The sequence below is a fragment of the Virgibacillus flavescens genome, assembly GCF_050574275.1.
GTDB lineage: Bacteria > Bacillota > Bacilli > Bacillales > Amphibacillaceae > Virgibacillus_F > Virgibacillus_F flavescens.
This window is the reverse complement of record NZ_CP192260.1, coordinates 450,764-465,241: the sequence shown is the minus strand read 5'-3', so window position 1 is coordinate 465,241 and position 14,478 is coordinate 450,764. Positions and strand designations below refer to the sequence as shown.

Annotated in this window: 12 protein-coding genes and 2 other annotated features; of the genes, 4 read left to right on the top strand and 8 right to left on the bottom strand. The window is 41.6% G+C overall.

Features of this window, described 5'->3' with window-relative positions; all coding sequences use genetic code 11:
* Nucleotides 1-485 precede the first annotated feature (485 nt).
* From trpA to trpE, 7 genes are all read right to left on the bottom strand, one after another.
* Nucleotides 486-1,253, bottom strand: coding sequence for a tryptophan synthase subunit alpha (gene trpA / locus VBD025_RS02245; RefSeq protein WP_430788895.1), 768 nt, complete (start codon nucleotides 1,251-1,253; stop codon nucleotides 486-488).
* The gene (gene trpB / locus VBD025_RS02240) at nucleotides 1,246-2,451 is read right to left on the bottom strand and encodes a tryptophan synthase subunit beta (protein ID WP_430788893.1); all 1,206 of its coding nucleotides are present in this window, start codon (nucleotides 2,449-2,451) and stop codon (nucleotides 1,246-1,248) included. Before trpB ends, trpA begins: the two co-directional genes overlap by 8 nt.
* Nucleotides 2,429-3,061: a phosphoribosylanthranilate isomerase gene (locus VBD025_RS02235; protein ID WP_430788891.1), complete on the bottom strand. Its 633-nt coding sequence runs from the start codon at nucleotides 3,059-3,061 to the stop codon at nucleotides 2,429-2,431. Before VBD025_RS02235 ends, trpB begins: the two co-directional genes overlap by 23 nt.
* A complete protein-coding gene (trpC, locus tag VBD025_RS02230; RefSeq protein WP_430788889.1) occupies nucleotides 3,051-3,839 on the bottom strand; it encodes an indole-3-glycerol phosphate synthase TrpC in 789 nt (262 codons plus the stop codon). Before trpC ends, VBD025_RS02235 begins: the two co-directional genes overlap by 11 nt.
* A gap of 1 nt (nucleotide 3,840) precedes the next feature.
* Nucleotides 3,841-4,866 (bottom strand): anthranilate phosphoribosyltransferase, encoded by a 1,026-nt coding sequence (trpD, locus tag VBD025_RS02225; protein ID WP_430788887.1) that lies wholly within the window; start codon nucleotides 4,864-4,866, stop codon nucleotides 3,841-3,843.
* Between the two features lie 231 nt (nucleotides 4,867-5,097).
* Nucleotides 5,098-5,691: an anthranilate synthase component II gene (locus VBD025_RS02220; RefSeq protein WP_430788885.1), complete on the bottom strand. Its 594-nt coding sequence runs from the start codon at nucleotides 5,689-5,691 to the stop codon at nucleotides 5,098-5,100.
* Nucleotides 5,675-7,075, bottom strand: coding sequence for an anthranilate synthase component I (trpE, locus tag VBD025_RS02215; protein ID WP_430788883.1), 1,401 nt, complete (start codon nucleotides 7,073-7,075; stop codon nucleotides 5,675-5,677). The genes VBD025_RS02220 and trpE overlap by 17 nt, the downstream gene beginning before the upstream one ends.
* Before the next feature lie 60 nt (nucleotides 7,076-7,135).
* Nucleotides 7,136-7,391: a binding site (T-box leader), on the bottom strand.
* Nucleotides 7,392-7,430: 39 nt separating this feature from the next.
* Nucleotides 7,431-7,680 (bottom strand) — a binding site (T-box leader).
* Nucleotides 7,681-7,913: 233 nt separating this feature from the next.
* On the opposite strand from trpE, the gene ddlA reads away from it, so the two are divergent.
* A complete protein-coding gene (gene ddlA, locus VBD025_RS02210) occupies nucleotides 7,914-9,020 on the top strand; it encodes a D-alanine--D-alanine ligase (protein WP_430788881.1) in 1,107 nt (368 codons plus the stop codon).
* 556 nt (nucleotides 9,021-9,576) lie between these two features.
* Here ddlA and VBD025_RS02205 read toward each other — a convergent pair.
* On the bottom strand, nucleotides 9,577-10,137 hold the full coding sequence (locus VBD025_RS02205) for a nitroreductase family protein (RefSeq protein ID WP_430788879.1): 561 nt from the start codon (nucleotides 10,135-10,137) through the stop codon (nucleotides 9,577-9,579).
* Between the two features lie 223 nt (nucleotides 10,138-10,360).
* On the opposite strand from VBD025_RS02205, the gene VBD025_RS02200 reads away from it, so the two are divergent.
* From VBD025_RS02200 to VBD025_RS02190, 3 genes are all read left to right on the top strand, one after another.
* Nucleotides 10,361-11,398, top strand: a complete 1,038-nt coding sequence (locus VBD025_RS02200; RefSeq protein ID WP_430788877.1) for a PTS transporter subunit IIC — start codon at nucleotides 10,361-10,363, stop codon at nucleotides 11,396-11,398.
* Nucleotides 11,399-11,719: 321 nt separating this feature from the next.
* Nucleotides 11,720-13,516: a ribosomal protection-like ABC-F family protein gene (gene abc-f, locus VBD025_RS02195; RefSeq protein WP_430788875.1), complete on the top strand. Its 1,797-nt coding sequence runs from the start codon at nucleotides 11,720-11,722 to the stop codon at nucleotides 13,514-13,516.
* A gap of 101 nt (nucleotides 13,517-13,617) precedes the next feature.
* Entirely contained in the window at nucleotides 13,618-14,070 is a 453-nt protein-coding gene (locus VBD025_RS02190; protein ID WP_430788873.1) for a DUF2269 family protein, read from the top strand.
* The last annotated feature ends 408 nt before the right edge of the window (nucleotides 14,071-14,478 follow it).

Below are 14,478 nucleotides of genomic sequence, written 5' to 3'. Positions count from 1 at the left end.
AATGTAACAGCAACGAGATTTCCGCAGATGGCAGTCGCGCACCTTAGGGCGGCTGGTGAGCCTCCTCGTGCTGAAGCACTCCGGGGTCTCACCTATGCCTTTCCTCCCGCAGGAGTCGACTGCCATCCGCTCCAATCTCTAGATAAGAGATAGATGTCGTCGATTTATTAACTGGACACCTAGTCTATTTCAGCATGTATTAGTAGAAAGAAACAACAAAGACGTAAATAGCTTGACCAGTACAGGTGAGCGGAGGGCGGTGACTCCGACGGGAACAGCGCGAGCTGAAGGCCCCGCAGAGTGATCAAAAGATGAGGGCCGACTAAAACCGTCCTTTGCGGACAACGTCGGCATACCCCTAGTCGGGGCAAGGAGACTGAAGCCGTGCCCGCGGAAAGCATCAGCCCGGAGCGATCCTGTACGGCAGCTGTAAAACATCCATCTAATAAACATAGTAACTAGCAAGGTATGCCCCTGTCGCTTAACTATGTTAACTGTATCAGCTTTCTTATCTCATCTCTTTTCCCCTTATGGAATAAGTCGACAATCGTACTGCCTACAATAACACCATCGCAACTTGCACCGAGCTCATTTGCCTGGTCTGAACTCGAGACACCAAATCCTGCAAGAACTGGGACATTGGCTATTTCATTTAGGTTTTTCAAGAAATCCTTAACATTCTCACCATGCGAAGTTTTCGCACCTGTTGTGCCTGCAACAGAAACGGCGTATAAAAATCCTTCCGTCCGTTTAGCAATTTTGGATAGCCTTTTTGCATCGCTTGTCAATGCTGCCAGTCGTATAAATGCGATCGAATTTTCCTTTAAAAAATCATCAACCAGTGCTTCCTCTTCCATTGGCAAATCCGGAATGATCACACCGTCAACACCTGCTTCCTCGCACTCCTTCGCAAATCGTTCCACCCCATAGATATAGATTGGATTAAAGTACGTCATAAGAATGATGGGAATGTTTCTGGTTTTCCTGTTTTTAAGTGTCTGAAAAACTCCCGTTAACGATGTTCCGTTAGCAAGTGCACGCAGTCCCGCTGCTTGAATAGTTGGACCATCGGCAACTGGATCGGAGAATGGGATACCGAGTTCGACAGCATCCGCGCCACAGGACTGTAAAAACTCAATACGCTCGTCTAAATTTTCAAGGCCGCCGTCACCCGCCATGATGTAAGGGATAAAGAGTTTTTCGTTTTTAGCTAACTTTTCTTGAAATGCATGGTCTATATGCTTTTTACTCATTGTTATTTCCCTCCAATGCTGCTTTCACTTGATCCACATCTTTATCTCCGCGACCAGATAAACAGATTACTAGTGTTTGGCCCTCGTTCATTTCTTTCGCATGCTTCATAGCGAATGCGACAGCATGGGCGCTTTCCAATGCTGGAATGATGCCTTCTTTCTTTGATAATAGCTGAAATGCATCTAACGCTTCCTCGTCAGTAATTGAGGTGTACGTTACTCGAGATGTATCGTGCAAGTGACTGTGCTCTGGTCCCACACCTGGATAATCCAGTCCTGCCGAGATGGAATGTGCTTCCTGAATCTGTCCGTGTTCGTCCTGGAGCAAATGCGACATTGTCCCATGCAGCACACCTACGTTTCCACCTGTCAGGGTAGCGGCATGCTTGTTGGTCTCGATTCCTGAACCACCTGCTTCAACGCCGAACAGCTCAACTGACGAATCCTGGATAAACGGATAGAACATACCCATGGCATTACTGCCTCCACCAACACAGGCAATGACTGCATCTGGGAGTTTGCTTGTTTGACTAAGCATTTGTTTCTTTGTCTCCATGCCAATAACAGATTGAAAGTCCCGCACAATTTTAGGGAATGGATGTGGTCCCACTACAGATCCTATAATATAATGGGTGTCTTCCACGTGGTTTGCCCAATAGCGCAGCGCTTCGTTTACAGCATCTTTAAGTGTACCGCTGCCTTGTGAAACACTCTCTACTCTTGCACCAAGTAGTTCCATCCGGAATACATTCAGCTTCTGTCTGCGGATATCCTCCTCACCCATGAAGACCACACACTCTAGCCCCAGTAAAGCACAGACGGTCGCGGTTGCAACGCCATGCTGCCCAGCCCCGGTTTCAGCAACTACTTTCCTTTTACCCATTCGTAGCGTTAGCAGTGCTTGCCCAACTGTATTATTAATTTTGTGTGCGCCTGTATGGTTTAGATCTTCTCTTTTCAAAAATACCTTGGGACCACCGAGCATGTTTGTCAGGTTTTCCGCGTAAAAAAGCGGTGTTTCCCGTCCTACATAATCCTTTAAATAATAGTTTAATTCCTCCACGAATTTGGGGTCATTCATTGCTTCCTCGTAGGCTTCCTCCAGCTCGAGCAATGCAGGCATTAAAAGTTCGGGTACAAATCTACCGCCAAATTTTCCGTAACGGCCAGTTTTATTAGGCATTGTATAAGTTGTCATGATCATCTTCCTTTCCTTTTGCTTGTTTAATAAAATGTGAGATTTTCCGTAAATCCTTGCTTCCCTCTGACTCCACACCACTTGAAACGTCTACTCCAATTGGATTCGTCAGGTTAATTGCCTGCTGAACATTTTCTGGTGTGAGTCCGCCTGCCAGGATAAGCTTATTTGTATCCAGGTTCAGTTCTTTTAACATCATCCAATCAAATACAGTACCGTTACCGCCGCGGCTTTTGCCAAAGGGACTATCGATTAAATAGTAATCGCATGGATAATTTTTTATTTGAGATAATTTATCCTTTGTTGCAGGAAATGCCTTGATAATTGGATACGGTAGTTCTGCAGCAAATTCAGCGCTCTCATCCCCATGTAATTGGATATAATCGAGTTTAGCTTTTTCAGCAATGGCTACTATTTTTTCCTTCGTTTCATTTACAAAAACGCCTACTTTTTTTACGTGTCGTGGAACTGTTTCAGCGATAGAAGCTGCCTGATCTGCAGTTATCTGTCGCTTGCTAGGAGTAAATACAAATCCTATAAAATCTGTACCAGCGTTTACTGCGGTATCAGCGGCCTCGTTTGTCATGATGCCGCAGATTTTAACGAGCATTATAATGCACACCTTTGAGGGGGATTTTTACGTCTTGAAATGCTGCAGTTAAGTCAGTGGATCGCATTAACGTTTCGCCGATTAGTATACCCTGTGCGCCGTATGCAGCAATACGCTCCACATCCTCTCTTGATTTAATGCCACTCTCGCTGATTAAAGTAGCAGCAGAATTTTTAACCATTTTTGAGAGTTTTTCGATAACGTTCAAATCAACCTCAAAGCTCTTTAAATTACGATTATTTATACCAATTATGTTTGCTCCTAAACGAATTGCCGCCTCCATTTCGTTTTCATCGTGTACCTCACAGAGTACCTCGAGATTCTGTTTTTTTGCGTAATTGTAAAGATCTTGCAGACGGCTCTTGGATAATGCTGCAACAATCAGCAAGATAATCGTTGCACCAGCATTTTTAGCCTGGTCAATTTGAATTTCGTCGATCATAAAATCCTTACACAGAAGTGGGATGTCGACAGCTTCTCGGACTGCATGCAAATCGCTCATCGAACCATTGAAAAACGTTTTATCTGTTAAAACAGAGATAGCACTGGCACCAAGTTGTTCGTACTGCTTTGCCTGTTTCACTGGATCAACGTTCATGTTAATTGCCCCCTTCGATGGGGATGCGCGCTTAATCTCAGCGATGATATGCATCGATTCATTTTTCGGGAAGACCGATTCGTATTTCATGGTGACTGTCTCAAACCGCTCAAACCCATTCGACTTTAGTTGCTCTACCTCAATCTTTTTCTGAGCAAGAATCTTTTCTAAAATAGTCATCTTATACCACCTCACTTGGAATTTGTTTACTAAAATCAACTAATCTGTGTAATTTATCTAGCGCTGCGCCTGACTCAATACTTTCTTTTGCCAAGCGGATGCCTTCTTCAATTGTATGTGCCTTGCCATTTGCAAAAAGTCCAAGGGCGGCATTCAATAAAACCGTATCAAGATATGGACCTTTCTTACCATGCAGGACATTTTGTAAAATAACTGCATTATCCTTTGCGCTTCCGCCGCGAATTTGTTCGTTATTATATGTTGCTAAACCAACCTCTTCCGGACGAAGGGTAAAGGAGGAAGTCTTCCCATCTTCAAGCAGTACCAGGTGATTTTCACCTGCTAACGATGCTTCGTCCATATAGCCTGATCCATTTACGACCAGTGCACGACGGCGTCCCAGTTTATTCAGTGATTCAGCCATTAAATCCAGCATGTCACGGCGATAAATGCCAAGAAGCTGTGAGTCGAGTTTGACGGGATTTGTCAGTGGTCCAATTAAGTTGAATATGGTAGGCAGACCTAGTTCTTTTCGAACTTTCATGAACCGTTTGAGATTAGGATGAACATGTGGTGCAAATAGAAATGCAATCCCATTTTCCTGTAAAATCTCTTCTGTTTGTTCTGGCTGAAACGATAAGGAGATACCTAAGTGTTCCAGTACATCAGCGCTTCCGGTTTTACTAGAGATACTGCGGTTGCCGTGTTTCGCGATTGTCACACCAGCTCCTGCTATAACGAAAGCTGCTGTGGTACTGATGTTAAAGCTGTTTGATTGATCGCCTCCAGTTCCACAGTTATCCATCACATGGGGGAGGGACGTTGGAATCGATTGTGACGCAGAGCGAATTACTTCAACAATTCCGGTGATCTCATCTGCTGTTTCACCTTTCGCCCGAAGTGCAGTTAATAGTGAAGCAATCTCGGTATCGGTAATAGTAGGTGTGAAACAATGCGCAGTCGCATGTTTCATTTCATCTACGGTCAGGTTCTCATGATTTAATAGTTTTTCCAGCTGCTTTCTCATCGTAAAACTCCTTTCGAAATAGCCTTCGATTAATTTGATGTTGCAGGTTGCGCGATCTCAGGGATTGGTGCGCGAATTTGTTTATTCGATGCGCTATTTTGCAGGGCTAGCGCGCTTTTTTATGAAGTCACTGCGCGAAAACCACAGAAACATGCGCGAAAAGTCGAGGTCTGTGCGCGATTTCCTTCGTTCATTGCGCGAATTATCAATTCCTGTTTCATATCGAGTAGGTTAAATGTTTTGGATATAAACTTTTTTGATCTCCATTAGGAAATTCTTGATTATTTTCTTTCCGGCTTTCGTTCCAATAGATTCTGGATGAAACTGTATTCCGTAAACAGGATGGTGGAAATGCTTTATACCCATGATTTCATTGTCGTCCATGGATACGGCAGCAATTTCCAATTCCTCGGGTAACGTTTTTTGTTCAACGATTAGCGAGTGGTATCGCATTACTTCTAATGGTTGGGTTAAATAACTGAATAAACCTGTACCTGTATGCGTAATCAGTGACGTTTTGCCATGTTTGATTACATCAGCCTGCTTAATGTTACCGCCAAGTGCAGCAGCTAAAATCTGATGCCCTAAGCAGATACCAAGAATAGGGATTTTTTGATAGAAATCTTTAACAATCTCCATGCAGTTACCGGCTGCTTCTGGTCTGCCTGGACCTGGCGAAATAATAATTGCTTCTGGGTTCAATTCCGTAATGTTAGTACTTGTTAGTTGATCATTTCGATAGACCTGAACTTCCACATTTTCACTCGATACGTAATGAAAAATGTTATACGTAAACGAATCATAGTTATCAATTAATAGAATCATGCTTGCTCACCTCCATCAGTGATCTTGCTTTATGAAGTGTTTCGTTGTATTCATTTTCCGGGATAGAATCGTACACAATGCCAGCACCTGCTTGAAGATATGCTGTATTTTCTTTAATGACGAGAGATCGGATTGCGAGCGCTATATTTACATCATGGTTAAAGTTTATATAGCCAACTCCGCCACCATAAACGCCTCGTTTACTTTCTTCTAAGTCATTTATTATCTGCATGGCGCGAATTTTGGGTGCCCCGGAAACGGTTCCGGCAGGCAGACAGGCAATGAGTGCATCCATGCTGGAGTAACGCTCGTTCAGCTTGCCGTGAACTTCGGATACGATGTGCATCACATGCTGATACTTTTCTATACGCATAAAGGTTGGAATCGTAATGCTGTCAATTTCTGAAACCCGACCTATATCATTTCTGCTCAAATCTACCAGCATGCGATGTTCCGCAATTTCTTTTTCATCCGTAAGCAGCTCTTCCATTAATTCCTCGTCTTCTGCATCTGTCCTCCCGCGCTTTCTTGTTCCGGCAATTGGATTGGCAATAATTTGCTTTCCAGTTGTTTGTAGTAAGCTTTCAGGTGATGCGCCAAGAACCTGATAGGCATCAAAGTCGATATAAAACATATATGGCGATGGATTGGCTTTTCTCAGCTTTCGGTAAAAGGCAAAAGATTCACCGCTGATTGCTGCCTTCATCCTTTGTGACAACACGACTTGAAATGCATCACCTTGCTGAATATGTTTTTTAGCAATCGCAACTTTCTCCATGAATTGTTGTTTGTTCATTTCCGGTTGAAAGGTCATGGCAGTATCTTCAGGCTCTGTATGGGTCGCATGGGATAATGCTTTTTTTAATTCTTGCAGTCGTTCATTAAGGATACGCTCCGGCTGCTGGTCTGTATTTATTGCGATCAGATAAGCTGACTCACTCCTGTGATCAAATGCAATAATATTTTTATATAGCATAAAGTGAACATCCGGCATATCCAGACTGTCTTCCAGCTCTTCGCCGATATATTCGTAAGACCGAATGGCATCATATCCGATATAACCAATCGCACCTCCCACAAAGGGAATTGGCAGATCTATTTCGAGCTTCGGCAGCTTTTCTTTTAAAAGCGTGAGTGCTGGTAAATCAATAGTTTCTGTTGAACTATTAGCATGATCAATAATAGTAGTAGACGAGCCTTCACCAATAAATTCCTGGTAAGGGTCTGCGCCGATAAATGAAAACTTGCCTTTTTTCTTATGAGGGAAAGAGCTTTCCAGTAAAAATTTCTTACTCCCAGAGAGACTGGAGTAAATTCCAATCGGTGTTAAGGTGTCAGCATTCTGTTTACTAACTTTATACGGAACATGTTTTGTTGTTTGCATATGTGTTCATCTCCTTTTAGAAAATAAAAAAATCCTCTATAAACACAAATAAATGTGTTTATAGAGGACGATTGTGACCGCGGTGCCACCTCTGTTGAAAAGAAGATAATACTTCTTTTCATCTCAGTTCGGATACAAAATGAAAGCTTCATTTTAAACCCTATCCGTATAACGGCGGAGCTCCGTGTTTCCCTACTATTCTTCAGGAAACATCTCGTAAGGCCATTCAACATCCATTCACGTACCGGAATCTCACCATTCCCGGCTCTCTGAAACGCTTCAGCATATGCCTACTCTTCTTACTCATCGATTTATCGTATTCAGTTTTTGGGTACACAAAAAGTCCCCCATCCTGGAAAAGGACGAGGGACCCGTGGTACCACCTTTATTAGCTGTCTATACAGCTCACTTTACGCCATCAAGATAAATCTTAATAGCTGTCTTTTTTATCGATAAGACGTTCGCCAACTCCTACTGCACAGCAAGTGTTGTTCAGTTTGGAAGTTCAGAAGGCCATTCATCAAATGTTCCACGCTGGTTCACACCACCACCAGCTCTCTTTGGAGGAAACTATTTTGATTACTATTCTTCATCATCACTCTGCACGATTTAATTATTGAAACTAATATTAGTAGAGACGGAATCATATGTCAAGAACTTTATAAAAATGGAACTATTTCTTCTGTTATTGATAGCTTGTTTTGTGGTATTTTATTAATAAGGTATTTAATTAACTGGACCGGTTTTACAAACGGCAGATATCTCAAATTCGAATTGGCAATTTTGCTTTCGAGTCTCTCTAGTATTTTAAAGGATGAACAAGAAAGGACGTTTTATGATGGGGAAGATTAAAGTAGGTATTATTTTTGGTGGAAAGTCAGCAGAACATGAAGTGTCCTTGCAATCAGCAAAAAATATAGTTGATGCAATTGATAAAGAAAAATATGAGGTTGTTTTAGTGGGTATTGATAAACAAGGAAAGTGGCATATCAATGACCAGACATCCTATTTAATAAACGAAGAGAACCCTAAATTGATTCAGTTAAATAAATCGAACGAGAATGTAGCGATTGTACCAGGTGAAACAAACCATCAGCTAATCAACGTATCGAAAGAAATGAACATTGATCAACTGGATGTTATATTCCCGATTGTCCACGGAACATTAGGCGAAGATGGAAGTATGCAAGGAATGCTGCGTATTGCAAATCTGCCATTTGTCGGCACAAGTGTGCTGGGGTCAGCAGTGTGCATGGATAAAGATATTGCAAAGCGATTGCTAAAAGAAGCGGGTATCAATGTGGCAAAAGGGCTCGCGTTTAGCAGAGCAAAGAAAAATAATATTAATTTCGAGGATGCCAAAAATAAACTAGGTGTTCCAATGTTTATTAAACCTGCAAACCAGGGATCATCGGTTGGTGTCAGCAGAGTATCAACAAAAGAAGAGTTTGATAAAGCGATTCAAGCTGCTTTCGACTATGACCATAAAGTCATCATTGAGGAAAATATTGTTGGTCGCGAGATTGAGGTCGCCGTACTTGGAAACGATAACCCTCAGGCGTCGGTACCTGGTGAAATTTTACCTCAAACCGACTTCTATTCGTATGAATCCAAGTACATCGATGAAAGTGGTGCAAAATTAGCTATCCCAGCAGAACTTTCCGACGAAATGGTAGAGAAAATGCAAACTGCGGCAGTTCATGTATTTCAAACGTTGGAATGTGAAGGGCTGGCAAGAGTAGATTTCTTCCTGAAGGAAAATGGTGAGATCTATGTAAACGAAGTAAACACATTACCTGGTTTTACACGAATCAGTATGTATCCAAAATTGTGGGAAATAAGCGGGATTTCTTATCCGAAGTTAATTAATAAACTGGTAGAGCTAGCAATGGAACGTCATGAACTCAACGGCATGTTAAAAAGTGCTGTCTGGGAGGAAGAATAAAAGTAGAGTAGTAACTACTGAATAAGTTACTTTCTGGGTCTGCGATCGCATCTTCGAATATACTCCGCTTTCCGCGGGCACGGCTTCAGCTTCCTCGAGAAAATCACTCTGCGGGATCTTCAGCTCGCGCTGTTCCCGCAGGATAAGGAAGGCTTCCCTGAAAAGACATCGCACGAAGAAAAAGTGCTTTTCTTTTTCGAGTAGTCTACGTATATTCGAAGATGCTAAGTAAAGGTAGAGAATTAAATTTCTAGAATCTACCACTTTTTCAGTTGCTCCTTTCCATTGGAGTCTCTGTATGTTCGAGATGTTAAGTTAAGGTGAAAAGATAAGTATTAAAAATTGATAAGCTGAGACACGAGTCGTTGGACTGGTGTCTCTTTTGGTGTTCGGGAGTGATAATTTTTTCAAGATTGATAAATTTAATCTCGCGATCGATAATAAAAATTCCAAGACCGATACTTCAAATCTCGCAATCGATAACGTGAATTAATTTAAACAAAAAAAGCTGACTTTGGACGAAAACCCAAAGTCAGCTTTGCTGTTATTATATTGCTTACCCGTTAAACGATGTGAATTTTTCATCCACTGCTTTACGCGGTTTTGGAAGTGGTGCTTCGTCAAAATACCCCATATGAATAAAGCCAACAATTTTCTCGTCTTCCTGAACGTCCAAAATAGTTTTAACTGCTGGATCGTAAATATGCGGATTCGTTTTCCATACCACCCCAAGCTTCTGTTCCCAAGCAAGTAATTGGAAGTTGTGGATCATTGATGCTGTCGCGCCAAAGTTTTCATCGTACTGTTTTTCATTGTCCGGTACATTCATCACTACAATAAGTAGTGAGCTGGGTTCATTAAGGTATGCTTCACGGTTTTCCTGCTTTTCCTCCGGATAGGTGGCAGCCACTTTTTTTGCAAAGGACTCTTTTTGGTCTGCTCCTACAAATATAAAGCGCCATGGTTCCCGCATGCCGTGGGTAGGTGCCCAGACAGCACTTTCCAGTAACTCTTTAATTGTCTCTTTTTCTACTTTTTTATTATTATATCCTTTTTTAACGGATCGGCGTGCGCGAATAAGTTCGGCAACGGAAGTTAGTTGTTTCGTTTGTTCCACTAAAATCTCCTCCTAAGAATCTATTGGAAAGTAAATATATGCCAGTTAATTGATAATTATTATCAATTAAATTGTATCGGATTATGAACTAATAATCAATGGGAAATTTATTTGAAAAAAACACTTGCCATGTGAAAATAATCACGCAATAATAGAAGAGGTTAAATAAATTAGTATATAAAGGACATCCTTGTGAAATATTTCACAAACCAGGAGGGATAAAATGAAAGCGTTTTTACAGCGTAAGGGTATTTCGCTATCTTGGAAAGAGTATGTAATCACTGCATTAAGTTATATGGCTTTAGGACTTTTTTCATCATTAATTATTGGCTTAATTATAAAAACGACGGGACAGCAATTAGCTCCCTGGCTACCACAAAACATTGAAACAGGACTCATCAGCATGGGTGACTACGCAATGGAAACCAAAATCATGGGTGGGGCGATCGGGGTTGCCATAGCTTATGGACTAAAGGCGCCACCATTGGTTTTACTGTCTGCCCTATTTGCTGGAGCGTTTGGAGCCGAGCTTGGTGGTCCGGTAGGAAGCTATGTTGCTGCATTATTTGCAACAGAATTTGGTAAACTGGTATATAAAGAGACTCGTGTTGATATTATTGTGACACCATTTGCTACGATATTAGCCGGGTTCTTAACAGGTACATTTATTGGGCCCCCAATCAATAAATTTATGCTTTGGTTCGGGGAAGTGATCAATTGGTCAACTGCTCAGCAGCCGTTCATTATGGGGATTCTTGTAGCTGTGTTGATGGGCTGGGCATTAACTGCCCCAATATCCAGTCTTGCCATTGCCATGATGCTGTCCCTGGACGGTCTAGCCGCTGGTGCTGCAACAATCGGTTGTGCTGCACAAATGATTGGTTTTGCAACAATAAGTTATCGGGATAACGGGCTGGGAGGTTTCTTTGCCCAGGGCATTGGAACGTCCATGCTTCAGGTTGCGAATATCTTACGAAAACCAATTATTATCATTCCGCCAACAGTCGCCGGAATTATTTTGGCACCATTTGCAACAGTTTGGCTTGAAATGGAAAACAATCCGCTTGGTGCTGGAATGGGAACGAGTGGGTTGGTCGGACAAATTATGACGTTTGAAACAATGGGCTTTACGCTTGATGTGTTTTGGGCCGTGTTAATCCTTCATATTGTTGCACCAGCCGTGATCAGTTTGCTCGTTGCAGCGTATTTCCGTAAAAAAGGCTGGATTAAGCCTGGTGATATGAAGATTAACTACGAATAAGCGATTGTCTCGCAGGACAGTTTCTTTCACAATAATTTGACAAGTTTAATGAAATTGCATATGATAGTAACAACTTAAGAGAGGAGGGCCTATCCGCCAATGAAGTAAAAACACGTTTATCCAGTTATGTTTGAATAAAATCAAACAGCGTTTCTGTCTGTATGAAACGAATGGGATACGTGTGTACTTCTATAGGATAGTCCCTTTTTAACGTTCAGTAACTATTTTCTGAAAATGTGTCTATCCATACGCACCATTACCCGTTCACAGACAGCTGTCTGTGATTTTTTAATGGATTTTTTTATTAAAGGTGGTATGTATATGTTTATTTTTAAAGCGAAAGGATTACGCAAAGACTGGAACGGGGAAACCCTGTTCGAAGATATAGATATTGAGTTGAAAAAAGGAGAGCATTTAGCGTTATTTGGACGAAATGGGATTGGTAAAACAACATTATTAAATGGTTTACTTGGAAGGGTTTCGTTTGAAGCAGGTTCTGTGCAGCGGTTTGTTGGACTTGAGAATTGGGGAACACTGGATCAGGACCCGGAAATTTCCGATATAACAACATTTGAATTTGTTCAATCTGGAGCGAAGGAACGGGTTCAGTTAAAAGCGGAATTGGATGCTCTGCAGGAAAACGTGAATGAAAAGAATGCGGAACTGCTTGAACGTTACAATACGGTGTATGAAAAATTTCTGGAAGTGGATGGATATAACCTGGAGACAGATGCAGAGAATTGTCTGCAGGAAGTGGATCTCCTTGAACGAACATGGCAAACGAGCTTTAGTCTATTAAGTGGGGGAGAAAAAACGCGGGCACAGTTAGCTAAAATTCTCATGCAAAAGCCAGCGTGCATCATAATGGATGAGCCGACTAATCATCTGGATCAGAAGACTATTGAGTGGCTTGAATCCTGGGTGCAAACGTATCAGGGTGCTATTTTATATGTATCTCATGACAGGTATTTCCTGGATAAAACTGCTCATGCCATGTACGAACTCACCCCGCATTCCTCAGAACGCTATGCAGGAGGGTATAGTGCATATCGCAAACAAAAGGAATTGGAACGTATAACGCAGGAAGCACTGTATAAAAAGCAGAAACAAAAACAAGCTGCACTAGAGCAAACAATCCGTAATTACCAGCAATGGTTTCAACAAGCGCATCAGGCTGCTGGACAAGATGATTTTGCGCGATCAAAAGCAAAGAAAAATGTGTCGCGCTTTAAAGCGAAGGAAAAGGAATTGGAGCGTCTGGAATATCAGCAGACAGGTAAGCCGCGCGAGGATAAGAAGTTAAGCATAAAGCTTGAGGGTGGTAATTTTTCTGCAAAGCGATTGGTTCATCTGGAGAAGGTCACGTTTGGTTATCCAAACGAAACACCATTATTTATTAACCAGACAGCATCAATTTATCGCGAAGACAAGCTTGCAGTTATTGGTTCAAACGGAACCGGAAAATCAACGCTGTTAAAACTGATTACGGGAAATCTCGCACCGAATGAGGGGGAAATCAGGCTGAATCCGCAAACCAGAACGGGTTACTTTGCACAGGAGCTTGATAACTTGGATGAGAATAAAACGTTGCTGGATAGCATGTTAGAACTGCCGGATATGACCCAAACAGAAGCAAGAACCATTTTAGGCTGCTTTCTATTCTCGCGTGAGGATGTATTCAAAAAAATTGGTAATTTAAGCATGGGCGAGAAGTGTCGTGTGGCATTCCTGAATTTATATTATAGTAATGCTAATTTACTCATACTTGATGAACCTACCAATTTTCTGGATGTAGCGACGAAAGAAATTATAGAAGAAGTTTTACAAGGGTACCCAGGTGCTGTAATTGTAGTATCACACGACAGGTTTTTTGTGCAAAAAGTTGCTAATCGAATTATTCAGCTAGGTGATTATCAGTGGATGGACTACCATGGTAGCTATAAACAATTCATGGATAGCCTTGCGAACGATAATTCCCCTAACAAAACATCTATTCAGGAATTAGAGATGCGCCTTACGCAATTAATGGTTACAGAGGAAGTAGAGAGCGAAGAAGGTCAAAGGAAATTAATTGAAGAAATCCGTGAAATAAAAAGGAAGCTTGCCAAAATTCGTTAACGGATCGCATTTTTTCTAAAACGGGTGAACGGCAGATGACTAGTATTTTCCAAATAGTGTATGATGGGAGTACGTTATTTTGTTATACGGAGGGTTATCCCATGTCATTGTATTCATTTTTAGTATTCATTCATATATTCGCTGCGATTTTAGGCATGGGACCAGGATTTGTCATGATTTATATACTGAAAAATGCACGGAATATGACGGAATTACGTCATGCATATTCCATACGTAATCTTCTTCATCTGTTTGTCATGATCGGAGGATCTCTATTGCTGATTACGGGGTTACTCATGGGAACGTTAAATCCGGTGTTATTTCAGGCTGGGTGGTATCTTATGAGCTTGCTACTATTTTTAACTGCGCTTGGTTTAGGTCCATTAATCCTGTCACCGAGTTCAAAGCCAGTTAAAGATTTATTGGAAAATCATCCAGAAGAAGAGATTCCTGAGATGTATTATAGTGTATCGAGGAAGTTATTTTTCTTTGAGCGGTTGGAAAATGTTATCTTTTTAATTGTGATTGCGCTAATGATTTTAAAACCGTTTTAATAGCATAACTCAACCTTCGCACTAGTTACTATGTCTTATTTGAAGAAAACTGTGAAGTAACATACAATTTTCATCTTGTGAAAATTTCGATGTAACAGGAAGGAAATTTCCGTTGTTGGCAGTGTACTGAAAAAGTTACACGAAATATTGACTTAGTGGATCTGCGATCGCATCTTCGAATATACTTCGCTTTCCGTGGGCGAGTGGTGAGCCTCCTTGGACTGGCGTCCTTCGGGGTCTCACCGATCTCTTACTTCCCACAGGAGTCTTCGTATATTCGAAGATGCTAGGTTGAAGTGGAAATAATATTTTTTAGAACCTACCGCTTTTTCAGTGACATACTAGCGCGATCCAGGTCTTACCTATGCTCGTCCTACCTCAGAAGTCGACTGGTAGCAGCGAAAAATC

Excerpts from the sequence above, each read along its gene's own strand:
- trpA (WP_430788895.1), bottom strand. The coding sequence starts at position 1,253 with ATGAGTAAAAAGCATATAGACCATGCATTTCAAGAAAAGTTAGCTAAA.
- trpB (WP_430788893.1), bottom strand. The coding sequence starts at position 2,451 with ATGACAACTTATACAATGCCTAATAAAACTGGCCGTTACGGAAAATTT.
- VBD025_RS02235 (WP_430788891.1), bottom strand. The coding sequence starts at position 3,061 with ATGCTCGTTAAAATCTGCGGCATCATGACAAACGAGGCCGCTGATACC.
- trpC (WP_430788889.1), bottom strand. The coding sequence starts at position 3,839 with ATGACTATTTTAGAAAAGATTCTTGCTCAGAAAAAGATTGAGGTAGAG.
- trpD (WP_430788887.1), bottom strand. The coding sequence starts at position 4,866 with ATGAGAAAGCAGCTGGAAAAACTATTAAATCATGAGAACCTGACCGTA.
- VBD025_RS02220 (WP_430788885.1), bottom strand. The coding sequence starts at position 5,691 with ATGATTCTATTAATTGATAACTATGATTCGTTTACGTATAACATTTTT.
- trpE (WP_430788883.1), bottom strand. The coding sequence starts at position 7,075 with ATGCAAACAACAAAACATGTTCCGTATAAAGTTAGTAAACAGAATGCT.
- ddlA (WP_430788881.1), top strand. The coding sequence starts at position 7,914 with ATGGGGAAGATTAAAGTAGGTATTATTTTTGGTGGAAAGTCAGCAGAA.
- VBD025_RS02200 (WP_430788877.1), top strand. The coding sequence starts at position 10,361 with ATGAAAGCGTTTTTACAGCGTAAGGGTATTTCGCTATCTTGGAAAGAG.
- abc-f (WP_430788875.1), top strand. The coding sequence starts at position 11,720 with ATGTTTATTTTTAAAGCGAAAGGATTACGCAAAGACTGGAACGGGGAA.
- VBD025_RS02190 (WP_430788873.1), top strand. The coding sequence starts at position 13,618 with ATGTCATTGTATTCATTTTTAGTATTCATTCATATATTCGCTGCGATT.